Genomic DNA, 23,568 nt, shown 5'->3' with positions numbered 1-23,568 from the left:
GTCCAGGCCGGGGACTTATCCCCTACTTTTTCAAGACGATAAGTCGCCTGTCATCAGCCTGTCTGATTGGGACAGCGAGTGCTGCCCCAAGGTTCAGAATTGAAACACGGATAGGCACCTGGACGCGAGTTTTGTGCAAGCCCGCAGATCAGGACAGGCCCAAAGTGGCAGGATCACCCGAGCCACGACGCAACACCTCCGGCGTAGGGCCGGTCAGATCGATCACGGTAGTGGCCTGCAAGGGGCAAGGTCCACCATCGACAACCGCCGCCAACTGATGAGCATAACGGTCCAGAATTTCCTGGGCGTCGTTCAAGGGTTCGTCTTCGCCCTCAGGAATCAGCGTGGTGGAAATCAAGGGGCTGCCGACTTCTTCCATCAGGGCCAGGGCCACTTTCTGGTCGGGCACCCGAATACCAATGGTTTTGCGCGAAGGGTGCGACACGCGGCGCGGCACTTCCTTGGTAGCTTCCAAAATGAACGTCCACGGGCCAGGGGTGGCCATCTTCAACAAGCGATACTGCGGGTTATCCACTTTGGCAAAGTGGCTGATCTCGGCCAGATCACGACACAGCAAGGTCAGATGATGACGATCATCCAAGCCACGCAAACGACGCAGGTTGTCAGCGGCGGACTTGTCATCCAGGCGAGCGACAACGGCATAACTGGAATCGGTAGGAATGGCGAGCAGCCCTCCTTTCGCCAATAGTTCGGCTGCTTGAGCCAATGCGCGGGGTTGAGGATTTTCGGGATGAACGACGAATAATTGAGACATTTCGCGCTTCCTTGCTATTACGAGGGGAAATCATTAAACCTGAGTCACGCTCTAACCGGCAAGACCGGAGCAAGACTCAGGGTCGAAGTATTCTTGCACGAGTGTTGCATTCTTTAAAAAAAGCATGCTAGAATACATTTTTTACTTCACAGCCCACCTTGATGTAGGCCAGAAGCAAAAAAGCAGTAAACAGTGGTGACCGTAGCTCAGTTGGTAGAGTCCCGGATTGTGATTCCGGTTGTCGTGGGTTCGAGCCCCATCGGTCACCCCAGAAATTTACCGCTTCCAAGGTTTTGCAACTCTCCTTAAATGGTGACAAGACCAGGAACTGGAAAAAACATACTTGAAAGCCCGCCACGCAGCGGGCTTTTTTGCGTTTGTTCATCGTAACAAGTTTGCCGCCTTCGCACACCCCACGCAAGTTCAGGCTGGACAATAAACTGTGTTTGATTGTGAACCCCAGGCCAGTCCTGGCTTTCGCCTGCGACCCAGCCCTTCGAGTTGGCAGGCCCGCACAGCAAAAGCCCCTCCCCCATCAAACACCCGGCCTTTCAGCCCGCCTCCTCTGTAATAGAAACTGGCACAAAACCACGCTTTCTTATACTCTAATCTGTCCCATTTTCTGGAAGTTTGCTGATGACACTCGGTTTCCCCTGCTGGGATCAGGCACCCGTCAATTGGGACTGGCTTGCACAGGATGAAGATGGCCAATGGTTCTGGTATGGCGTCCAGCCCTCGCCTGGCATAGGCGGTGGCGTATGGCGCTCTCCCTCCCGCCTGCAGCAGTTTGCCGCCCGCGGCGAACCGAACCCGTCCTGGATGCACAGCCTCTACCAACGCCCGGACCTGCCTGACAAGAACCGTAGCACCTGAACCCATGCAAGAGCATCTGATACACCTGCGCTCCCTGCTGCACGATTACTGGCCGCATCTAGCCTTGGCGCTCAGCGTGGTACTGGGCGCTTCAGCGGCCATTCATGCCGCCATGACCAAAAATGATGTCCGCGCCGCCATCAGTTGGGTAGGCGTCATCATCATGTCGCCCCTGCTCGGGCCATTCCTGTATTTGATTGCCGGGATCAACCGCGTACGCAGACAAAGCCTTCTGGAACAAAGTGCAGACGTGTTCTATGAACAGGTCACCTATCTGCACCCTCCCGTCTCGGACATTGGTGCCCTGGTCGGCGCACCGTTTCGCTCTTTGCAAATTCTGGGTGACCGCGTCAGCCGCAGCCAACTACGCAATGGCAATAATGTGCGCGTTCTGGTCGGCGGCGATCAGGCTTATCCTGCCATGCTGGAAGCCATTGATCAGGCCCACAGCACCATTGCCTTGCAAAGCTATATCTTCGATAGCGATCGCCTGGGGCGTGAATTTGTCAGCGCCCTGTCGCGCGCCCATCAACGTGGCGTGCAGATTCGTGTGCTGGTCGATGCCATTGGGGCGAAATATTCGCGTACGCCCATTGTTCGATTGCTGCGCCGCGAAGGCATACGCTGCGCCCTGTTCATGACCAACCCCCTGGGCTTTCTGCGCATGCCCTACGCCAATCTGCGCAGTCACCGCAAATTGCTGATTGTGGATGGCACGGTAGGTTTTACCGGCGGCATGAATCTGCGTGAGTCCTTTATGGCGCAGTACAGCGACGGCAAGCCCTCTCAAGACACCCATTTCCGCTTGGAAGGCCCGGCAGTCATGCAATTGCTGGCTTCTTTCCGCCACGACTGGCAGTTCACGACTCGCGAAGATCTATCGCCCGCTTACTGGCATGCCAGTTCCTCGCCCGCCCCCAGACCTCACGTTCCGGCTCGCTGCATTGCTTCGGGCCCGGACCGTTTCATGGCCAGTACCCACCATATGCTGCAAGGGGCGTTTGCCATTGCCCAGCGCCATATCCGCATTCAGTCTCCCTACTTTCTGCCCGATCAGATCCTGTTGGGTGCCTTGAACACCGCCGCCCGACGCGGCATTCAAGTGGATATCGTCATCCCCGGGCAAAATAATCTGCGCCTGGTCAATTACGCCATGACAGCCCAACTGGATCAGGTGCTGCGCGCAGGCTGCCGGGTCTGGCGCGCCAGCGGCCCCTTCAACCACTCCAAGCTCATGACGATTGACGGAGTCTGGTCTTATATCGGTTCGTCCAATCTGGACCCGCGCAGCTTGCGATTGAACTTCGAGCTGGACGTAGAAATCTACAGCCGCGACACGGCCCGCCAAATCCAGAACCTGATTGATCTGGAAATTGAGGACGCCGAAGCCGTCAGCCTGGAGTCCTTAAGTTCAATCGGCTTTGGCAAGCGCTTGCGCAACCGCCTGATCTGGCTGGCCAGCCCCTATCTGTAATGTGTGCGCACCTAAAACTGCTGCAAGCTTCAAGAAAGCCCCTGGCTTGCACAATCTTTCAATCCGCTTGCGCACCCACCCTTTATAATCAAGCGCTTAAACGGTCTACACAGACAGGCGTGCCGTTCCAAAACAGACTTGAGCGCCATTAAAAAAACAATGTCCGAGCTTCCTTATTCCGACCTGGCCCAATGGGCCGCCCACCATCTGGAAAACCGCCCTCCCCGAGCCAAGTCCCTGGTCATGACCTTGTTTGGCGACGTAATTCGCCCACATGGCGGCAAACTTTGGCTAGGCAGTTTGATTCAGTTGCTGGCCCCCTTCGGGATCAGCGACCGACTGGTGCGCACCAGCGTGTACAGGCTGGCCGAGGAGGGCTGGCTGAGCGCGCAGCGCGAAGGGCGACGCAGCCAGTACACCTTGCGTCCCGAAGCCAGCCAGCGCTTCGAACACGCGTATCAACGCATCTACACCCCGACCTATCTGGCCTGGGACGGGCAATGGACGCTGATCTTCAGCATGCCCAGCTTGATGATGAACTCCAAGCAACGGGCAGACCTGCGCAAGGAACTGCTGTGGGAGGGCTTTTGCGCCTTGTCACCCACCGCTTTCCTGCATCCCAACCCGGATCACACGATTCTGGATTACATCCTGCAGGCGACACAGGCGCAGTCGCAGGTGTATGTGGGCAAGCTGGAACCTTCCCAACTGCCGCAAACCCGCCCTCTGTCCCAACTGATTCAGGACAGCTGGGATCTGGCCCAGGTGGCCAGCGGCTACGGTCAGTTCATCCAGCGCTTTGCGCCCGCTCTGGCCATGCTGGATGCAGGCCACGACTATAACGACGAGCTGGCCTTTGTGATTCGCACCCTGCTGATTCACGAGTTCCGCCGTATTCAGCTGCACGACCCTCAACTGCCTATTGAGCTACTGCCAGCAGGCTGGGCAGGGAAACAGGCTTATGAGCTGTGCCGGGATGTATACCGTCAGGTCTGCGGCAAGGCCGAGCGCTATATTCTGTCCACCTTGCGGGCCGAGGATGAACAGGCACCGGAGGCCGCCGCCTACTTCTACGAGCGTTTTGACGGCCTGCCCGTCCCGTCCGAGACCCAGGCCTGAAGCTGAATCCCTGAATAGAGAGACTGACTGCTGTGTGCTTGATATCCGCAACACACGACCAGCAGTACTGACAGCAATAGCGGCATGGGCAAATAAAAAACCCGGTGTGATCTGAATCACACCGGGTTTTTTTGCACCCTTAACAATCAGGCTCAGGCACGGGCAAACAAGCCCGGCCTGTCAGAGCAGATTAGTGCGCAGACGCTGCCTCTGCACCCACACCTGTCTCGGAGCGTACCGACTGAGCCTCGAAACCAGCACGGTCGATCTCGGCACGTGGGCTACGGTCAGTGATCGAGAAGAACCAGATCGCCACGAAAGCCAAAGGCATGGAGAACAAGGCTGCCGACGCATAAGGGAATGGCGAAGAACCGGCTGGATTGCCCAGCGTAGCTTCCCACACCGAAGGCGAGAGCAAAGTCAGCAGCAAGGCAACGATCAAGCCCAGGAAACCACCAATCGTGGCACCACGTGTCGTGCAGCCTTTCCACAGAATGGACAGGAACAGGACCGGGAAGTTAGCCGAGGCAGCAATCGCGAAGGCCAGAGACACCATGAAGGCGATGTTCTGCTTCTCGAAAATAATACCCAGCAACACGGCAACCACACCCAGGACCAAGGTGGTAGTGCGCGATACACGCATGACTTCCTCGTTCGTGGCTTCGCCCTTCTTGATCAGCGTGGAGTATAGGTCGTGCGACACGGCGGATGTACCGGAGAGCGTCAAACCAGCCACCACAGCCAGAATCGTGGCAAACGCCACTGCCGACATAAAGCCCAGGAACACGTCGCCACCAACAGCATCAGCCAAGTGCACAGCGGCCATATTGGAACCGCCAATCAGATCGCCGCCAACTTCCAGGAAGCGGGGATTGGTGGACACCAGCACGATAGCGCCGAAACCAATAATGAAGGTCAGGATGTAGAAGTAACCAATCCAGGTGGTTGCCCAGAACACGGATTTACGTGCTTCTTTTGCATCAGGCACGGTAAAGAAACGCATCAGAATGTGTGGCAGACCAGCAGTACCAAACATCAGAGCCATACCGAAGGAAATCGCGCTGATAGGATCCTTGATGAAGTTGCCGGGGCCCATGATGGCTTGACCAATTGTGGAGGCCTGGACAGCATCTTTACCGGCTGCAATAGCGGCATCTGTCTTGACCTGCACAGCCGCAGCGAACAGTTTTTCTGGCGAAAAACCATACTGTGCCAGCACCATGATGGCCATGAAGGAAGCACCGAACAGCAGCAGGCCAGCCTTGATGATCTGCACCCAGGTGGTGGCTGTCATGCCGCCAAACAGCACGTAGACCATCATCAACACACCCACCAGCACCACGGCCACCCAGTACTCCAGGCCAAACAGCAGCTTGATCAACTGACCGGCGCCTACCATCTGTGCGATCAGATAGAACAGAACCACAACCAGCGTGCCCGAGGCGGCAAAGGCGCGGATAGGACCTTGACGAAAGCGGTAAGCGGCTACGTCAGCAAAGGTGAATTTACCCAGGTTACGCAGCTTTTCTGCCAGCAGGAATGTAATGATGGGCCAGCCAACCAGAAAGCCGATGGAGTAGATCAGGCCATCGTAGCCGTTGATCATCACCGCCGCCGAAATACCCAAAAAGGAAGCCGCAGACATATAGTCACCGGCAATGGCCAGGCCGTTTTGAAAGCCTGTAATACCGCCACCTGCCGTGTAAAAGTCAGAGACCGACTTGGTGCGGGCAGCCGCCCATTTGGTAATCCACAAGGTCGCCAGCACAAAGACCGCAAACATGCCGATGGCGGTCCAGTTGGTCGGCTGCTTTTGCAGCTCGCCCAGATCGCCGCCAGCTGCCAGCAAGGCAGGACTGGCCAGCATCAGGCCCAGAGCCAGGCCGGAACGAAGGTAGGAATGCTTCATTTACGCACCTCCTCAAGGACGTCCTTGGCCATTTGGTCAAATTTGGTATTGGCGCGCCAGACATAAATGCCCGTAATGACAACAGCCAACACAATGACTCCAAAACCAATAGGAATACCCAGGGTCATGACGCCATCACCCAAGCGCTCTGCAAACAGTTCCTTGTCGAAAGCAATAATGCCGATGTAACTGTAGTAAGCCACCAGCATGACGATGGTGAGTATCCAACCCAGCCGCAACCGAGTCTTGACCAGATTCTGATAGCGAGGATTGGCCGTAATCCGACCTACAAGGGGGTCTTGCATAGTTTGTCTCCGCATTGTTCTGAACGCCTTATTTTGCTGGCGTATCTTATTGAACCGGCCCAGCCCGAAAAGGCTGAAAACGGCGCTATGAAGACGCCTGCCGACGTCTATGCGGTGAACATTAGAGCCCGACACTTACACCATACTTACTAAATGCATCGGCTCAGGGTAATGCCTAGGAGCAGAAAAGCACGCAAGAAAAAGGGGAGTAAGGTTGGCGCGGGTGGAGGGGTTCGAACCCCCGGCCCCAGGCTTAGAAGGCCTGTGCTCTATCCAACTGAGCTACACCCGCCAGGTGATGGTGGCATCGTCAAAACCGTCAGGCGATGCAAGGTCCGAGATAACGGTCCGTAAGGAATAAGGACCGAATTCAAGGCCCATTTTTTGTAAAAAAACAGACCTGAAAAGGACAATCGAATATTCTAGCCTGAAAATCTGTTTTAGATAAGCAGCACTCTGGTCAGAGTGTCAATACTGTAAGAAAAATAATTATAGGTAGTATTTTTAGTCGCAAATGGTACAGTCGTGTACGGATTAACCCGTTTTCCTGGACTTTTCTCCATGCCGACCAAAAAGAAACTAAGCAAGCACTCTTTAATACTATCGGCCCCCTTTCTTATCTTGAGCGCAGTCCTGAATACCGCACAGGCAGGTATCAGCTATCAGTTGCGCCAAGTACAGGCCAGTTCTGGTGAAACCGTCGATATTGACGCCATCGTCTACAACGACACAGGCAGCTTGATGAGCTGGACCGCCCCGCAAAACCTGGTTTTGCAGTGGCGCGACAATAACGGCAACGTCATCCGCAGCCTGGCCGAGCTGGTCAGCCCGCGGCCCCGAGCATCCATCCCCATCAACAACTTCACCGCCTACAGTTGGCGAGCTGTGGTCCCCAATGGTTTGACCGGCTTGCAAGCCGTCAATATTGAAGGCGAGCGTGTAATGTTGGCACTGGACACCAATCCGGAAGGCCAAAGCCCGATTACCTCGCAACCGGCAAACGCCGCCGTGGTGAACGCAGGTGCTGGCCATGACCCACGTGTCATTGACCCTGCCCTGCCCTATGCCCAGGCCGTCGCGGCCGGCGCACAACGCGAAGGGCCAGCCATCAATAACGGACAAGGCCTGAAACCCGCAAACTCCAGTTTCGAGAACTTCAGCAACGCGATTTCGGCTCACGACCCGACCTACTTTATTGTCGGCAATAAAGGCGGCACCAATGCCCGCTTCCAGCTGAGCTTCAAGTACCGTCTGCATTCGCCGGATGATCCTAGCAATCCGAAGTTCTACGATCACTTCTACATTGGCTATACGCAAACAGCCCTGTGGGATCTGCATGCCGACTCCAAGCCTTTTGTAGACACCACCTACCGCCCCAGCTTCTTCTGGCGTAAGGACTCCATCTGGGAATCCGAGCAGAAACGTCTGTTCATGGGTCTGGCCACCGGCTACGAACACGCTTCTAACGGCAAGGCCGGTGATGACTCGCGCTCCATGAACGAGGTCTTCATCCAGCCCGAATTCAATTACCGCTTTGATCACGGTGCCACACTGACGTTTGCCCCACGCATCAAGCACTATGTGTTCATGGGCGAGAACGCAGACTGGGCACACTACCGTGGCCGTTACGACTGGAAAGTCCGCTACGCCCAGGACAACGGACTGGTACTGTCTGGCATGTACAACAAGGGCGCGGGCAGCCGCAATACGCATGAGTTCACGATTGCCTGGCCACTGAACCGCACGCCTTTGAACATGAATGGCTATCTCTACGGCCAGTACTTCTCGGGCTATGCGGAAACCATGCTGGGCTACCGCGATCGCTCTTCGCAGTTCCGTATCGGTCTGGCGCTGGTGCCGTAAGCGCTTCTACAACAGTCCCCCACCGCGTCGGCTTCCCATGCCGGCGCGGGCCATATCATGATCACAGGCCTGAATCAGAAAGCGCTGAAACAAGGCCACCAATCCTTCCGGCTCACGTCCTTTGGGCCACAACAAGCCCACCTCTACCGACTCCACCGGGTCATGAATCCCGATCGCATGGATACGCTTGCCTTCCAGAGACCAGGGCCGGTAAACCATATCTGACAAGATTGTCACCCCAAAGCCATAAGCCACCAAACCGCGCACCGCCTCCAGGGAGCGGGTCCGCATAGCGACACGCTCCGGAAAGCCGGGGCTGCCCCAATGTCGCATGGCCGCCGTATCGGCATCGTCCACCGTCAGAAAGATGTAGGGATAGTTGTTGACCTGCTCCAGGGACACACTGGACTCATTGGCCAGGGCATGTTGATCCGACACCCATAAGCGCCGGCGGGAACTGCTCAGGCGATGGTGCCCGAACATGGCCAAATCGGTGATATTCGACAAAATAGCAACACCCAGATCGATACGCTCGCCCTCCAGGGCGGCCTCCATTTCGGGGCGCTCCATATCCACCAGCTCGATGTCGATATTCGGATAGCTGTGCTTGAAACGACTGATCAGATCAGGCAAGAAGTAGCCTAGAACCGTATAGCCCGCGGCTACCCGAATCTGCCCTTCGATATTTTGTCGCCGCAAATCTGCATGGTTCAGCGCATCGCTGACGGCATCAATCACGTGATGGGCGTGGTGAAAGAACGCCTGTCCCTGTGGCGTTAACTCCACACCATGGGGCAAACGCTCAAACAAGGCCACATTCAGCTGGCGCTCCAGACTTTGCACCGCATTACTGATGGCCGACTGCGAGACATTCTCCGCCTGGGCCGCCGCCGAGAACTGCCCGCTGACCGCCGCAGCAATGAAATATCGAAACTGCCTCAGAGTCACTTCGTGCTTCATAGCCATCCGTTTTTCAGATATCAGGTACACGTAAATTTGATTTTACGATAACAAAAAGCTGCCCTAGACTAAAGAACAAACTACAACAACTTGCACGAAAACCATCCTTCTTGCAGGAGACAAACTCATGAACGCCCCACTCAACAAACCTTACAAGGCCATGTTGGAATCCGTGTCCCTGGATGACAAATACACTGTCACCAAGGGCCGCGCCTATATGAGCGGCACCCAAGCCCTGGTGCGCTTGCCCATGCTGCAGAAAGAACGGGACCGGCGCGCCGGTCTGAATACAGCAGGCTTCATCTCTGGCTACCGGGGCTCCCCATTAGGGAGCGTAGACCAGGCTCTGTGGCAAGCCAGCAAACATCTGAAAGAACACGACATCGTGTTCAAACCCGGTCTGAACGAAGATCTGGCCGCTACCGCCGTCTGGGGTAGCCAGCAAACCAATCTGTACCCCAGTGCCCGTTTCGACGGCACCTTTGCCATGTGGTACGGCAAGGGCCCTGGCGTGGACCGCTCCATGGACGTGTTCAAGCATGCCAACTCGGCCGGTAGCGCCCGCCACGGCGGTGTTCTGGTACTGGCAGGCGATGACCACGGTGCCAAATCCTCCACCGTTGCCCACCAGTCCGATCACGTTTTCGCCGCCGCCGGTATTCCCGTGCTCTACCCGGCCAACGTGCAGGAATACCTGGATTTTGGCCAGCACGGCTGGGCCATGAGCCGTTTCTCCGGCCTATGGGTAGCCTTGAAATGTGTCACCGAAGTAGTGGAGTCAAACGCCTCGGTCGATCTGGACCCGGACAGCCTGAACATTGTCCTGCCCGAGATCGAGGACATGCCCGCCGATGGTCTGAACATCCGCTGGCCAGACCCGCCACTGGCGCAAGAAGCCCGCATGATGAACCACAAGTGGTACGCCGCTCTGGCTTATGTGCGCGCCAACAAATTGAACCGCGTCGAGATTGATTCGCCCGAAGCCCGCTTTGGCATCATGACGGCGGGTAAAGCCTATCTGGATACCCGTCAGGCACTGGCCGATCTGGGCCTGTCCGACGAGCTATGCGCCGAGCTAGGTATCCGACTATTTAAAGTGGGCTGTATTTGGCCCCTGGACGGGCAAGACGCCCGCCAGTTCGCAACCGGCCTGTCCGAAATTCTGGTGGTGGAAGAAAAACGCCAGATTCTGGAATATGCACTTAAAGAAGAGCTGTACAACTGGCGCGATGACGTACGTCCCAAGGTCTACGGCAAGTTTGACGAGACCGAACACGGTGGCGGCGAATGGTCCAGCTTGCGCTCGCCCTGGCTACTCCCTCCTCAAGGTGAACTGTCTCCTGCGATTATTGCGCGCGCCATTGCCCGCCGCCTATGCACCATGGACATTTCCGAGGAGCTGCAAGCCCGCATCCAGGCCCGTCTGGCCATTCTGGATGCCAAGGACCGCGAAGCCCGTATGCCGCGCGTCAGCGTAGAGCGCAAGCCCTGGTTCTGTTCGGGCTGTCCGCACAATACCTCCACTCGCGTGCCCGAAGGCTCGCGCGCCATGGCCGGGATTGGCTGTCACTACATGACGGTCTGGATGGATCGCAGCACCTCCACCTTCAGTCATATGGGCGGCGAAGGCGTCGCCTGGATTGGCCAACAACCCTTTACCGATGAAAAACACGTCTTCGCCAACCTGGGCGATGGCACGTATTTCCATTCGGGAATTTTGGCGATCCGAGCCTCGATCGCAGCCAACTCCAATATCACCTACAAGATTCTGTATAACGATGCCGTCGCCATGACAGGCGGCCAACCCGTAGACGGGATCTTGAAAGTCACCGACGTCATTGCCCAGGTCCATGCCGAGGGCGCTCGCAAGATTGTGGTGGTCACCGACGAGCCCGAGAAATTCAAGGGCGTTACCCTGGCTGGCAACCCGCCTGTGTATCACCGTGATGAGCTGGACCGCGTACAGCGCGAGCTGCGCGAAGTGCCCGGCACCACCATCCTGGTGTATGACCAGACCTGCGCCACGGAAAAACGCCGTCGCCGCAAGAAAGGGACTTACCCGGACCCTGCCCTGCGCGCCTTCATCAACGACACGGTCTGTGAAGGCTGCGGGGACTGCTCGGTCAAATCCAACTGCTTGTCCGTTGAGCCTCTGGACACCCCTATGGGCTCCAAGCGCCGCATCAACCAGTCCTCCTGTAATAAGGACTTCTCCTGCGTTAACGGTTTCTGCCCCAGCTTTGTCACGCTGAAAGGGGCGCAGGTACGCAAGCCGGAAGCTCAGGGCCGTTCGCTGGAGTCCTTCAATCTGGCCGATCTGCCTTTGCCCAAACTGCCGGATCTGGACAAGACCTACGGTATTTTGATCGCCGGTATTGGCGGCACAGGTGTTGTGACGGTAGGCGGCCTGCTGGGTATGGCTGCTCATATCGAGCAAAAAGGGGTCAGCGTTCTGGATATGGCCGGTTTGGCCCAGAAAGGTGGTGCGGTGCTGAGCCACGTGCAAATCGCACGCCAGCCCGATCTGCTCCATGCCACCCGCGTTCCAACGGGCGAGGCCTCCTTGCTGATTGGCAGTGATGCTCTGGTTAGCGCCTCCACGGATGTACTGAGCCGTGTCAGCCGCGATCGCACCCACACCATTATCAACACCGCAGCTAGCCCGACTTCGGACCTGATCGGCAATGCGCACTGGAAATTCCCGCTGCAAACCGCCTGCACGGATATCGAAAATGCCGTAGGCAAGGAAATCCGCTATCTGGACGCCAATGCCCTGGCCGTACACGTTATGGGCGATGCGCTCTATGCCAACCCCATCTTGCTGGGCTATGCCTTCCAGCGCGGCTGGATTCCGCTGCATATGGACAGCTTGCTGCGCGCTATCGAACTGAACGGCGTCGCTGTCAAAGCCAACCGTGAAGCCTTCCAGTGGGGGCGTCTGGCGGCTGAAAAGGGTATCGAAGCCTTGATGGAAGGTGCGACACCCAAAGCCCGCGAAGTCACTTTTCCTGAAAGCGTGCAATCCCTGATCAAGCGCATGGAAGAACACCTGACTGCGTATCAGAATCCGGCCTGGGCCAAGCGCTACCGCGACGCCATCAACAAGGTCATGGAACGCGAATCGCGCCTGAATCAGGACAAGGCTCTACCCCTGACTCGCATCGCCGCCACGCAACTGGCCAAGCTGATGAGCTACAAGGACGAGTACGAAGTGGCCCGCCTGTACACCGACCCGGCCTTCCTGGACAAGCTGCGTGCCCAGTTTGCGGGTGAGCCTGGCAAGGACTACCAGATTGAATACCATCTGGCCCCGCCCTTGCTCGGTCGCAAGAACAGCCAGGGTCAGCCAGTCAAGAGCAAGTTTGGCCCTTCGACCCGCAGCTTGTTCAAGATTCTGGCCCGTCTGCGTAGTTTGCGCGGTGGTGCGCTGGATATCTTTGGCTACACCCAGGAACGCCGTCAGGAACGTCAGAACATTGAAGACTATCTGGCCGACCTGAATGAAGTCAGCGCCCACCTGGATGCGGACAATATGGAAGTGGCCCAGCGCTGGTTGAACTACCCGGATCTGATCCGTGGCTACGGCCATGTCAAAGATGCGGGCCACGTCAAAGCCTACGCCCAGCGTGAACAACAACGCAGCCAGTTCCGTTCTCGTACCGAACCCAGCCAACGCGTTGCCTAAACCTATCGCCAGCCCTGGTAACACAGGGCTGGCTCCCCTTAACTCCTCCTTAGCGGCAGGCTGTCTTTCAAAGCGGCCTGCTTTTTTTTCGTCTTTAAACCCCGAACCGGCATGCGGCCACACTTCCCCGAGAAGCCCAAGCGTTCAGCAAGATAGTTTGCTCATTAAACTGACATACAATCGTGCAATTCGATGCCAGTGCCACCGTCCGTGGCAATTAGGTCGACCAGGACCACATTTTATGCGCCATCTTGTTTACGTTTTTGTTCCTTCAGCCCTGATTTTGCTGACCGCTTTCAGGCTGGCTTTTGCCTTGTGGCAATGGCCGCGTGTGCGTCAGGCCGGAGGTCTGCTGCCCATCCTGATTGGCGGCTTGCGTATCGACGCCCTGATGATCGCCGCGCTCAGCGCCCCCGTGGTCTTGCTGGCCCCCTGGCTAGGACACTATCCCGTCATGACGACGATAGCCGCCATCTGGTTTACCTTCGCCTGGTTCCTGCTGACCTTGCTGGAAGTTTCCACGCCCCAATTCATTATTGAATACGACACTCGCCCCAATCGGCTGTATGTGGACTATCTGAAGCACCCTCAAGAAGTAGTGGGCATGCTCTGGAAAGGCTACAAGCTGATGATAGGCATCGCCCTGATTGGTCTGGGGCTGATTGTGTACTCGGGCTGGTCTATTTTTGGTCACGTGTCTGCCGACCCCGTGATGAGCTGGTGGCTGCGTCCTATCTGGATGCTGATTGCTGCGGCCCTGTGCATCCTGGCAATTCGGGGCACCTTGGCCCACCGCCCCATCAATCCTTCTTCGGTCGCCTGGAGCAGCGACAGCATGCTCAACACGCTGCCCTTGAACTCGCTGTATAACGTGGCCTACGCCATCTACAGCATGAAAAACGAGCGCTCGGCTGAGGATATTTACGGTGGCCTGGACGTCGCAGAAATGAACCAGATCGTGCGCGATGCGGCTGCCTTGCCGGCTGGCCCTGACACACTCCCCACCCTGCATCGTCAGACGCCAGTGCAAAAACGTGAGCGCAAACCCAATCTGGTCCTGATCGTGGAGGAGAGCCTGGGGGCGCAATATGTCAGCAATCTGGGCGGCGCCAATCTAACCCCCGAACTGGACAAACTGGCCCAAACGGGCTGGAACTTTCGCCGCGCCTACGCTACCGGCACGCGTTCGGTACGGGGTCTGGAAGCGGTTTCTGCCGGTTTCCCCCCAACCGTGGCAGACGCTGTACTGCGCCTGCCCGGCTCGCAAACCCGCTTTTTCACCCTGGCCCAATTGCTCAAGGAACAAGGTTACCGCTCACGCTTTATCTATGGCGGCGAAGCCCACTTTGACAATATGAAGAGCTTTTTCCTGGGCAATGGCTTTGATGAGCTGCATGAGCAATCCAGCTTTGAGTCCCCCGAGTTCGTCGGCACCTGGGGCGCCAGCGACGAGGATATGTTCAACAAGTTGCACCAGTTGCTAAGCCAGGACAAGGAGCAACCCACCCTGACGCTGGCCTTCTCCGTCAGCAACCACTCGCCTTGGGAATACCCGGCTGGCCGTATTCAGGTGGAAGGCGATCCCGCCACGGTAGAGAACACGGTACGTTACGCCGACTGGGCCATTGGGGACTTCTTCAAGAAAGCGCGTGAATCCGACTATTGGGACAACACAGTATTCTTGATCGTGGCCGACCATGACTCGCGCGTGGGCGGTGCCAATCTGGTGCCTGTGCGTCACTTCCATATTCCTGCCCTGATTCTGGGCGCAGGCGTTCCCAGCCGTCAGGACGAACGCATCATGAGCCAGATTGACCTGGCTCCCACCCTGCTATCCCTGATGGGCATTGAAAGCGAGCACCCCATGATCGGGCGCGACCTGACCCAGCAGGACAGCGACCGGGCCATGATGCAGTACTTCGAGAACTATGGCTATTTGAAAGGCGACATCCTGACCGTGCTGATGCCCCACCTGCCGCCTTGTCAGTATCGCTATACCGCGCCGGACAAGTACGAGCCGCTGGAACAGATAGACGAAGGACTGGCCAAGGAAGCCCTTGCCCACGTGCTCTGGCCTAGCTGGGCGTATCACGAACAGGCTTACACCCTGCCCCACCTGCAAAAACGCTAAAACCGAGGGCTCAGGGCTTGACGAAGTCCTGAATTCGTTCTACTATGCTTGTCTTTAGTCGGGGCGTAGCGCAGCCTGGTAGCGCATCTGGTTTGGGACCAGAGGGTCGCGAGTTCGAATCCCGCCGCCCCGACCATTAAAGAATTAAAGGCTTAGTTCATTGCACAGTGAACTAAGCCTTTTTCTTTGCCTGCTCCCAGGGCAACGCCTTATTTGCGTTATGCTCTGACGACCGCCTTCAGCCCTGCTTGTTCCTGACCCGTTCACACTACACGGATGTGTCCTTCAAAAAGCTGAGTTTGCCATTAGGCTCGATATAAGCCGCCGCTACCTCTTCCAGCGACTGGATTCCGGCCAAACGCATTTCACTCAGGATTTCATCGCGGGTCACAAACTCCCGACGCATATTGCGCCACTGCAATTGCCCGTCCCTGACCACACACACTTTGCGCGGAGTGGCCAGTGCATTGAGCGCCGGGAATCGGTACATCAGCCAATCGACTATGTACCCCCAAGCCACAATGGTTGCGGCCACCAGCAGACCATCCGTCAAGGAATTGCTGCCGCCTGACATCGCATTACCACTGGCATCGGCAATCAGCAAAAGAATCAACAGGTCCGCAACGCCCAGCGATCCCAGTTCACGTCGTCCTGCCAGCCGCAGCAGGACGAACAGAACAAAGTACACCACTGTGCCTCGCAGCACGGACTCCAACACAGGTATTTCCAGTGCGAAGACCGTGCTCCAATCAGGTGTCAGCATGACGACAAGCAGCCTTTGATCAGTTCAGATCAAAGTACTGGTGGTCCTTGGGACGCTGGCCTGCCACATCCTTGGCCGTGATCTTGTCAGTGAACTCATTGCCCAGGTGAGAGCGCACATAGTTGACGACTTCGGCTATTTGCTCGTCATTGAGTACGCCACCAAAACCGGGCATGCCCTTATTGCCCTGGTTCACCATGAACACCACATAAGCAGGCGCCCCCAGTTTCGGATTCTTGGACAGGGACGGATACATGCCCGCCCCTTGAGCGCCCTTGCCATCGATCATGTGGCAAGACGCACAGACCTGCTCATAAATTTCCTGGCCGGTTTTCTGGGTAAAGACCACCGTATCACCCCCTACCACCGCCGTATCCGCATGGCTGATGGTCAACAGTCCCGAGGCCAGAAAAACCGCTAGAGATCGCATCATCATGACTAGGCTCCTTTGGAATCGGCTTGTTGATTACCCACAATATGGCTATGCAAGCGGGAAATCGCGTTCAGGGACGACAGGATCGCGCCTTCCTGCCAGGCGTTGACGTAAGAAGCGTGCTCACCCGCCAAAACCAGTCGACCATCAATCTGGCACAGGTTCTCGTAGTGCGCGGCCCGTGTCTGGTCCGTCCACATGCCATAGCAGCCCAATGTCCAGGGAACGCGGTGCCAGGCGACCGCCACCCCACTCTCGAACTCATCCTTATATTGAGGGTGGATTTGCGCACCATATTCCAGGGCCTTCTTGACCCGATCCTCGGGACTGAGCGACGACCATTCCACGGCGCTGGGACCGAACATATACCCCCCCAGCAATACGCCTTTGCCACCGGCCATCATGCCGCCACTGGGGTAAGAGATTTGTGTGATGGGCAGGTCGGTATAACTGATGCCGCCATAGATCGCGTCATCATCTTCCCAGAAGCGCCGTTTGAACTGCAGCCCGATCTTGACCGAGGGAGCGTAGGGCACAGCGTCAATGGCAGCGTGCATTTCCTTGCTGGCATCCAGATCTATCTGGCTCAGAATCGACAAGGGAATGGTGCATACGCACCAGTCTGCTGTTTCAGTGTGCTCGCTACCCTTGCTTTGATCCTTGTAGCTAACCGTCACCTTGCCATCACTCTGCTTGATCGCAGTGACCTTGGCATTAAAGGTAAACAGTCCCTCCAGCTCCTTGCCAAAAGCAGCGCCGATCTGGTCCATCCCACCCACCGGCTGAAACATGGTCTGCTGAAACTCGTACAGATCATGAATGCCCATATTGTGCCAAACACTGGAGCGCACAATATCGGCCAGTTTCAAAGGCTCGGAAAACTCGGGTTGTGCATTCAGACCACCTCCCGGATCACGCTCAAAACCGCGTACCTCGGAACTGGCATGGCCTTTCACATAAGCCATGTTCTTGTCCAAGGCCCCCCAGCTGCGCAAGGCTTCCAGCAGCTTTTCCTGATCCTCCTTGGACAAGGGTGCATCCAGAGACTGAGTATTAATGGCTTTGGACAAGAGCTCGGAGACCTGCCCCTGAAAATCCGCGTGGATATGGCGAAACCGCTGAGGCTTGCCACCAAAATGCTCTTTGCTATGCAGATAGGCGTTGTAGTTGTACTGGATAAACGGTTCCAGCCTGACTTTCAGCCGCTTGCAATAATCCAGCAAGGCCCGGTGATGGAAAGGAATCCGCCACGGGCCGGGGTTGATGTATTGATCCTTGTCGAACTTGACATCCTGCTTGGCGCCCCCCAGCTCGGTATAGCTGTCCCCGCCGTGCAAGGACCAGTTGCGCCCCCCCACTTTTTCCCGAAACTCCAGGATTTTGACTTTGTACCCTGCGTTGCGCAGCTCCAAAGCGGCCACCATGCCAGCCAGACCCGCCCCCAGGATCACCACAGAGGTCCCTGGCTTGGGCTTGCCTTCCAGGCGAATCGGGCCATCGTAACTGCCCTCCGCCGCATGGCCCAGACGCATCATGGCCTGATACATGGCCGCGCCACCTGCGGCATACCCGACCATGGTCAGGAAATGTCGCCGTGTCAGTATTCCACCCTGTGAAACTTGGCTCATCGTCCTTTCTCCTTTTGGAAAAATGATGAGCAGCATTCGCCCCCAACTTCTTTGCCTGCCCCCGATGCATGAATGCTACTCGTGTGGAAAAAAACAAAGAACACAATGCCTTATGATCAGCTTGTCACTTAACTATAAGCACCTAAAATGTTTAAGCCCAACATAAGAAACACATCTTTACAGGGCTGAAAATTAGCTGACTTCCGATAAATGCGTGCAAGCCCCTTTTTGATGTGGGCCTATGCTTGCCAAGTTCACCACGACGGGATATAATTTTTTTCTTAGTCGGGGCGTAGCGCAGCCTGGTAGCGCATCTGGTTTGGGACCAGAGGGTCGCGAGTTCGAATCCCGCCGCCCCGACCAAAAAATTCAAAGGCCTTGCAGAGCAATCTGCAAGGCCTTTTAGTTTTGCCGGTTCGGTTCACTGCGTCATTTAACTTTGGCTGGCGCTCACACCCACCGAGTCGGGCAAACCAAAAATAGAATCAAATGCCCAGTTGTAGATAAAGGCGAAGATGGGAAAGAAAGCCAGCAACACCGCTTCCATCAAAAAAGCTTTCCACAAGCTGACATTTAGCCACCACGCAATCAGCGGGATCAGCAAAGACACCAGCACAATCTGAAAACCGGCCACGTGCAGCACCCGGTGCCAGAACGTACGCGCCTGAATCTGACGACGACGCTCCCAGGCTTCAAACAGCATGTTGTAGAACAGGTTTACCGATACCGCGCAGGTGCTGATCATGAAAGACAGCATCCCGCTTTCCATGGCCCCTGCCCCACTCAAGTGCCCCAATACGGTTGCCGCTACCATCATGCCCAGCAACTCGAACATCCCTATGTAGACAACTCTTCTTTTCCATCCCTGCACGATAAATATCCTTGATCAAAAGCTCAGAAAGCATGATTATCCGCAGTACAGCTTCTAGAAAAAGTCAGATTCCATCAGTTTTACTTATGGTTTAGCCATGCTTACCAGTGATCATCTTGAGCTCTTGCTTGCCGTGGTTGAACACGGCTCCTTCTCCGCCGCCGCGCGGGCGTTGCGCCGCACACAATCGGCCGTCAGCATGGCCGTGGCCAATCTGGAGGCCGAGCTGGATCTGTCGCTTTTTGACCGCAGCCGACGTGAACCCGTACCCACGGCCGAACTACTGGCCATGCTGCCCGACGCCAAGCTGATCGCCAGCCGCTTGCAGAGTTTGCGGCTGCATTTGCAGGAGTTATCGGGGGGATTGGAAAGCCATTTACGGCTGGGTATCGTGTGCGACGTCGATCCCGAACCGGCGTTGATTGCCTTGCAGGCTCTGGAGCAACGCTATCCCGGTCTGGACATAGAACTGCGAACCGCGCCCCAAGACGCACTGGTCGAAGCGTTGCAAAAGCGCGAGCTGGATCTGTGCATTGCCTATGGCGGGCGGGAACTGGAAAGCGTGGGGATTGTGCAATCGCTGTGGACCGAAACCATTAGCGCTGTCGCTGCACCCGGCCATCCCTTGCTACAGGAAAGCCCCAGGCCCCTGGAAGATTTGAAAGCCTACCGGCAGATTGTGATTACCAGCCCCGACAAGGATATACGCAAGGACCGTTCCATGCTCAGCCTGCGTCAATGGAAAACGGACAGTCTGCCCATGACACTGGAACTGGTGGAACGGGGATTGGGCTGGGCGAATCTGCCCCTGTCTTGCCTGCGACCCTCACTGGAGTCTGGCCGTTTGCACCGTATCCAGTTCTCTACCGGCAGCAATGGTCTGGACTTGCCCATTTATCTTCTGCAATCCAAGGGACAGGATGTGGGCAAGGCGCGGGCCCTGTTCAGACAGGCCCTGCAAGACGAATTGAATACGCGCCTTGCGCCTATTCCGGTACGGTGACATTCGCCTGGCCGCTATCAGCCAGGAACTGCGCCACCATCCCTTCCTTTTTCTGCCGAGCAATAAAAGCCTCAACCCAGGCATGGGCCAGCGTACGCTCCGACGGCACCGCCATGGCCTGACGAATTACAGTGAAACTGTCGGGCAGCACACGCAAGCCGCTGCGGGAGCGGGCATAGCGCTCCAAAGGCTGTCGTACGCCCGCAGCGGCATCCAGCTCTTCTTCCACAAACAGATCAATCGCATCGGCAGAGGTCGTTGCTCGTACCAGATCGGCATGTTTTAAATGACGGCTCAGGAACAAATCGTAGGCCGCCCCTTTGCCAACGGCAATGCACACGCCTTGCTGATCCAGCTGATCCACGTTCTGAAAGGCGGACTTGTCACGCACCAGATAGGTGCCTTCGATATGCACATAGGCTTCACTGAAGCGAATCTTCTCCGCACGCTTGGGATCAATCGCCAAAAAAGCCAGATCCCACTCGTCCCTGTAGACCGCCTCTACGACAGCCTGGGCCGCATCGTAGCCATGAAATTGCACGCTCAGGCCCAGCTCTTGCGCCACGCTGCGCGCCAGGTCCGCCGAGACCCCTTTGGGCGACTGCTCATTGGCACCGCGTTGGGCCAGGACGGGATTGCCATAATTCATGGCAACACGCAAAACCCCGCTGGGGGCCAGTTCTGCTGCGACAGCCTGCTTTTGTGTCATGTAAATGCTCCGTCATACTTTTAAGAACCCGGTCTTCTACAATAACGCACCTTCCTGTCCCACTACATAATGGAGCGCCTGTATGTCTCGTGATGATCTTGGAAAACTCTTGCTGCGTGTCACGGTCGGTGTGTTGATCCTGCTGCACGGCATCGCCAAGATACGTTATGGCATCGGAGGAATCGAAAGAATGCTGATCGCCAATAATATGCCCGGCTTTCTGGCCTGGGGCGTGTACATAGGCGAAGTGATTGCTCCCGTCCTGATGATTCTGGGTTTTTACGCCCGTGCCGGCGGTTTGATTGTAGCCATGAACATGGTCATTGCCTTGCTGCTGGCCCATAGCAACCAGATCGGCAGTTTCAATGCCCAAGGTATTTGGGCATTGGAGTTGCAAGGCATGTTCCTGATTGGTGCGCTCACAGTCGGCTTGATTGGCGCCGGACGCTACAGCCTGGGTGGCGATGGCGGCCCCTGGAACTAAGGCTGGCCCGATTCATGTGCTGAAAAACGCCCGCTTCGCCGGGCGTTTTTCATGGATGATCAAGCTTAACCCCCACCTGCCCCCCCTTGTTCGCCCTAGCCACTCAGTCCGCTGGCCTCAGGTAGCTCTACACTCGACAATACTGCACTTGCACGGGAGTTAAAGTTGGCGTTGGCGTTGGCGTTGGCGTTGGCGTTGGCGTTGGCGTTGGCACCCAGCTTCCGGCCTTAACTTGCCAAGGTCAAATCCAGTCGCAAACCACCTTTTTCCGACGCACTGGCTTGCACCTTCCCCTGATAGCTGCGCGCGAGCTCACGCACAATATCCAATCCCAATCCAAAGCCTGGATGTCGCTCATCCGCACGCTGACCACGACCAAACACACGCTCCAACTGCTCCGGCCCCAGGCCAGGACCATCATCTTCCACCACCAGATGCAGCACATTGTCCTGCTGCCACACCTGACACCACACATTCTGCGTCGCCCATTTGCAGGCGTTATCCAACAGGTTTCCAGCCATCTCCTGCAAGTCCTGCTCTTCGCCTTTAAAGATCAACTCCTGATCGGGTAAATCCAGATGAATCTGTTTGTCGCCATGCAAACGCCCCATCACCCGACACAAGGATTGCAGGCAACTAGACACATTCGTACGCACACCTATGGCGCGTACCGCCATGGCCCGTGCACGAGACAAGTGGTGGTCAACCTGACGCTGGGCCAAGGCCACCTGCTCGCTAACCAAAGCCGCCAAATGCGGATCTTCGGATTGCGCAGCATTGCCCATAATCGTTAGCGGGGTTTTGACCGCATGGGCCAGATTTCCTGCCTGCGCCCGTGCGCGATCCACCATACCCGCATTAGCACTGAGTACAGCATTGAAATCATCCACCAAGGGTTGAATTTCACTGGGGAAATTGCCACTGACTTGTGGCTCCCGCCCCTCCTGCACATCCAGCAAACGACGTCGCAAAAGATGCAGAGGGTACAAGGCCAGCACCACTTGCAAGATTGCCGCCAGGATCAAACCCACGGCCAAACCACCCAGCGACAGGAACAGAATCCGCTCAAAACGGGCTAATGGTTCGGCCAGCAGCTCCCGGTTGCCGGCCACCATGATCTGCAAGCTTTGTCCCTTGTCATTCACCTCGTCCAGCTCCTGACGCAACACAACCAGGCGCTGCTTTTCCGGCCCCGTCAGTGACAAGACGCCATTGGGCGAATCGGGAGCATTCACATCCAGAGCCTCGTCCCACAAGGACGTCGAGCGCAAAACCACCGTCCACTGCTCACTGCCCGCTTCCTGGCGTGCAATCTGCCAGTACATACCCGAATAAGGCTGCTCAAATAAAGGATCGCTCAGGCGCGATTGCAAAGTCACCCCATCCGCATTGTCCAGATTCACGTCCGCCATAATCTGGTCCAGATGAGTTTGCAAACGCTGCTCGAACTGACGGTAAACGTGGTCTTGGAACAAGCGGTTCAGGCCCAAACCGGCCAGAACAATACTGATCAGAATCCAGGCCAAAGTCCCCAGCAGCAGGCGGCCACGCAGAGAGCCCAGAATGGTATGACCCCGCAAGGCGATCATGCTTCAGGGTCCACCAGACGGTAGCCCATACCTCGCACCGTTTCGATATAACCGGCGGGCAATTTCTTGCGCAGACGGCCGATAAAAACCTCGATGGTATTGGAGTCGCGCTCGAAGTCCTGAGAGTAAATATGCTCGGTCAATTGAGTACGCGACAGCACTTGGCCAGGGTGATGCATCATGAACGCCAGCAAACGGTATTCATGGCTGGTCAGCGACAAGACCATGCCCGCACAACTGATCGAGGACGAGCGCGCGTCCAGCTCCAATTTGCCCAGCTGCAAACGTGGGTTCGCCTGACCGGCCGCACGGCGCAGCAAAGCGCGCATACGAGCCAGCAGCTCTTCCATGTGAAAGGGTTTGGCCACGTAATCGTCTGCACCCGCATCCATACCTTCGACCTTATCGTGCCAATCATTGCGTGCGGTCAGAATCAGCACCGGCATATTGATGTCCGAAGCACGCCAGCGACGCAAGACCGATACCCCGTCCATGCCCGGCAAACCCAGATCCAGAACTACCGCATCAAAGGCCTCTACCTCGCCCTGATAATGGCCTTGCTCACCATCATGAGCCACCTGAACGGCATAGCCGGCCCGTTCCAGCGCCTGCTGCAATTGCGCTGCCAGGGTAGGTTCGTCTTCAACAACCAGTATCCGCATCTTAATGTCCTCGGGAATGCGAGCGTTTCACGCCGCGCACAAGCAGCACTTTGGCGGTCAAGGCATCCACTTTCAGACGCAACAAGCGGTTGTCATCAACCAGCATGCGCAAGTCATACACCCAAAGCTCAAAGCGCTCGTCATATTCAAACTGCACACGCAGCACTCGTCCGGGATAGGTCTCGCGCACCCGCTTCAAGACTTCCCGCAACGGCAAGGCTTCCCCACGGCGCACGGCTTCGCGGGCCTGATCGTGGCCCCGATAGGCCGGGCCCGGAGGCCAGTACGGGCTGGGGCCGAAACGCTCGTTAGGAGGGGGAGGCGGGGGTGGA

20 protein-coding genes and 4 tRNA genes are annotated in these 23,568 nt (G+C 56.7%); 11 read left to right on the top strand and 13 right to left on the bottom strand.

Going from position 1 to position 23,568, the window contains the following annotated elements:
- Positions 1–148 precede the first annotated feature (148 nt).
- Positions 149–775 (bottom strand): L-threonylcarbamoyladenylate synthase, encoded by a 627-nt coding sequence (locus N879_RS17080; protein ID WP_009457902.1) that lies wholly within the window; start codon positions 773–775, stop codon positions 149–151.
- A gap of 195 nt (positions 776–970) precedes the next feature.
- Here N879_RS17080 and N879_RS17075 point away from each other — a divergent pair.
- The 4 genes from N879_RS17075 (at position 971) to paaX (ending at position 4,241) form a co-directional block, all read left to right on the top strand.
- Positions 971–1,046: transfer RNA gene (locus tag N879_RS17075), tRNA-His, on the top strand.
- A gap of 365 nt (positions 1,047–1,411) precedes the next feature.
- Positions 1,412–1,648 (top strand): hypothetical protein, encoded by a 237-nt coding sequence (locus N879_RS17070; protein ID WP_022983509.1) that lies wholly within the window; start codon positions 1,412–1,414, stop codon positions 1,646–1,648.
- 4 nt (positions 1,649–1,652) lie between these two features.
- Positions 1,653–3,122: a phospholipase D-like domain-containing protein gene (locus tag N879_RS17065; protein ID WP_022983508.1), complete on the top strand. Its 1,470-nt coding sequence runs from the start codon at positions 1,653–1,655 to the stop codon at positions 3,120–3,122.
- Between the two features lie 159 nt (positions 3,123–3,281).
- Positions 3,282–4,241 carry a phenylacetic acid degradation operon negative regulatory protein PaaX gene (gene paaX / locus N879_RS17060; protein ID WP_022983507.1) on the top strand — a complete coding sequence of 320 codons (960 nt, stop codon included), beginning with the start codon at positions 3,282–3,284 and terminating at the stop codon, positions 4,239–4,241.
- 190 nt (positions 4,242–4,431) lie between these two features.
- Here the strand turns inward: paaX and N879_RS17055 are convergent, their stop codons facing one another.
- The 3 genes from N879_RS17055 to N879_RS17045 all read right to left on the bottom strand — a co-directional run bounded on the left by N879_RS17055 (position 4,432) and on the right by N879_RS17045 (position 6,747).
- The gene (locus N879_RS17055) at positions 4,432–6,150 is read right to left on the bottom strand and encodes a cation acetate symporter (protein WP_009457916.1); all 1,719 of its coding nucleotides are present in this window, start codon (positions 6,148–6,150) and stop codon (positions 4,432–4,434) included.
- Positions 6,147–6,455 (bottom strand): DUF485 domain-containing protein, encoded by a 309-nt coding sequence (locus N879_RS17050; protein ID WP_009457917.1) that lies wholly within the window; start codon positions 6,453–6,455, stop codon positions 6,147–6,149. The genes N879_RS17055 and N879_RS17050 overlap by 4 nt, the downstream gene beginning before the upstream one ends.
- A gap of 215 nt (positions 6,456–6,670) precedes the next feature.
- A tRNA-Arg gene (locus N879_RS17045) sits at positions 6,671–6,747 on the bottom strand.
- Between the two features lie 269 nt (positions 6,748–7,016).
- On the opposite strand from N879_RS17045, the gene N879_RS17040 reads away from it, so the two are divergent.
- Positions 7,017–8,318 (top strand): phospholipase A, encoded by a 1,302-nt coding sequence (locus tag N879_RS17040; RefSeq protein WP_009457919.1) that lies wholly within the window; start codon positions 7,017–7,019, stop codon positions 8,316–8,318.
- Positions 8,319–8,324: 6 nt separating this feature from the next.
- On the opposite strand, the gene N879_RS17035 is transcribed toward N879_RS17040, so the two are convergent.
- Positions 8,325–9,278, bottom strand: coding sequence for a LysR family transcriptional regulator (locus N879_RS17035; RefSeq protein WP_022983505.1), 954 nt, complete (start codon positions 9,276–9,278; stop codon positions 8,325–8,327).
- 127 nt (positions 9,279–9,405) lie between these two features.
- Here N879_RS17035 and N879_RS17030 point away from each other — a divergent pair, with 127 nt between their 5' ends.
- The 3 genes from N879_RS17030 to N879_RS17020 all read left to right on the top strand — a co-directional run bounded on the left by N879_RS17030 (position 9,406) and on the right by N879_RS17020 (position 15,230).
- Entirely contained in the window at positions 9,406–12,963 is a 3,558-nt protein-coding gene (locus N879_RS17030) for an indolepyruvate ferredoxin oxidoreductase family protein (protein ID WP_009457923.1), read from the top strand.
- 241 nt (positions 12,964–13,204) lie between these two features.
- On the top strand, positions 13,205–15,094 hold the full coding sequence (locus N879_RS17025) for an LTA synthase family protein (protein WP_022983504.1): 1,890 nt from the start codon (positions 13,205–13,207) through the stop codon (positions 15,092–15,094).
- A 59-nt stretch (positions 15,095–15,153) separates the two neighbouring features.
- Positions 15,154–15,230: transfer RNA gene (locus N879_RS17020), tRNA-Pro, on the top strand.
- A 132-nt stretch (positions 15,231–15,362) separates the two neighbouring features.
- Here N879_RS17020 and N879_RS17015 read toward each other — a convergent pair.
- From N879_RS17015 to N879_RS17005, 3 genes are read right to left on the bottom strand one after another with little or no spacing between them, the layout of a single operon-like run.
- Complete coding sequence (locus N879_RS17015; protein WP_009457931.1) at positions 15,363–15,857, bottom strand: DUF421 domain-containing protein; 495 nt, start codon at positions 15,855–15,857, stop codon at positions 15,363–15,365.
- A 19-nt stretch (positions 15,858–15,876) separates the two neighbouring features.
- A complete protein-coding gene (locus tag N879_RS17010; RefSeq protein WP_009457933.1) occupies positions 15,877–16,293 on the bottom strand; it encodes a c-type cytochrome in 417 nt (138 codons plus the stop codon).
- Between the two features lie 2 nt (positions 16,294–16,295).
- Positions 16,296–17,918: a flavin monoamine oxidase family protein gene (locus N879_RS17005; RefSeq protein ID WP_009457935.1), complete on the bottom strand. Its 1,623-nt coding sequence runs from the start codon at positions 17,916–17,918 to the stop codon at positions 16,296–16,298.
- A 286-nt stretch (positions 17,919–18,204) separates the two neighbouring features.
- On the opposite strand from N879_RS17005, the gene N879_RS17000 reads away from it, so the two are divergent.
- A tRNA-Pro gene (locus N879_RS17000) sits at positions 18,205–18,281 on the top strand.
- Between the two features lie 70 nt (positions 18,282–18,351).
- On the opposite strand, the gene N879_RS16995 is transcribed toward N879_RS17000, so the two are convergent.
- Positions 18,352–18,789 (bottom strand): PACE efflux transporter, encoded by a 438-nt coding sequence (locus N879_RS16995; protein WP_009457937.1) that lies wholly within the window; start codon positions 18,787–18,789, stop codon positions 18,352–18,354.
- A 97-nt stretch (positions 18,790–18,886) separates the two neighbouring features.
- Between N879_RS16995 and N879_RS16990 the strand changes: the two genes are divergently transcribed.
- Positions 18,887–19,792, top strand: coding sequence for a LysR family transcriptional regulator (locus N879_RS16990; RefSeq protein ID WP_009457940.1), 906 nt, complete (start codon positions 18,887–18,889; stop codon positions 19,790–19,792).
- On the opposite strand, the gene N879_RS16985 is transcribed toward N879_RS16990, so the two are convergent.
- Complete coding sequence (locus N879_RS16985; protein WP_009457942.1) at positions 19,776–20,501, bottom strand: transporter substrate-binding domain-containing protein; 726 nt, start codon at positions 20,499–20,501, stop codon at positions 19,776–19,778. The genes N879_RS16990 and N879_RS16985 overlap by 17 nt on opposite strands.
- Before the next feature lie 82 nt (positions 20,502–20,583).
- Here N879_RS16985 and N879_RS16980 point away from each other — a divergent pair, with 82 nt between their 5' ends.
- On the top strand, positions 20,584–20,985 hold the full coding sequence (locus N879_RS16980) for a DoxX family protein (RefSeq protein ID WP_009457944.1): 402 nt from the start codon (positions 20,584–20,586) through the stop codon (positions 20,983–20,985).
- 227 nt (positions 20,986–21,212) lie between these two features.
- Here N879_RS16980 and N879_RS16975 read toward each other — a convergent pair whose 3' ends face one another.
- The 3 genes from N879_RS16975 to N879_RS20590 all read right to left on the bottom strand — a co-directional run.
- On the bottom strand, positions 21,213–22,574 hold the full coding sequence (locus N879_RS16975; protein ID WP_009457945.1) for a sensor histidine kinase: 1,362 nt from the start codon (positions 22,572–22,574) through the stop codon (positions 21,213–21,215).
- Positions 22,571–23,236 (bottom strand): response regulator transcription factor, encoded by a 666-nt coding sequence (locus N879_RS16970; RefSeq protein ID WP_009457946.1) that lies wholly within the window; start codon positions 23,234–23,236, stop codon positions 22,571–22,573. Before N879_RS16970 ends, N879_RS16975 begins: the two co-directional genes overlap by 4 nt.
- A gap of 1 nt (position 23,237) precedes the next feature.
- The coding region (locus N879_RS20590) for a PepSY domain-containing protein (RefSeq protein WP_022983502.1) at positions 23,238–23,568 on the bottom strand (331 nt) is incomplete at its 5' end.

The sequence above is a fragment of the Alcaligenes sp. EGD-AK7 genome, assembly GCF_000465875.3.
In the GTDB taxonomy this organism is placed as follows: Bacteria; Pseudomonadota; Gammaproteobacteria; order Burkholderiales; family Burkholderiaceae_B; genus Alcaligenes; species Alcaligenes phenolicus.
This window is presented reverse-complemented; position numbering and strand designations above follow the sequence as displayed.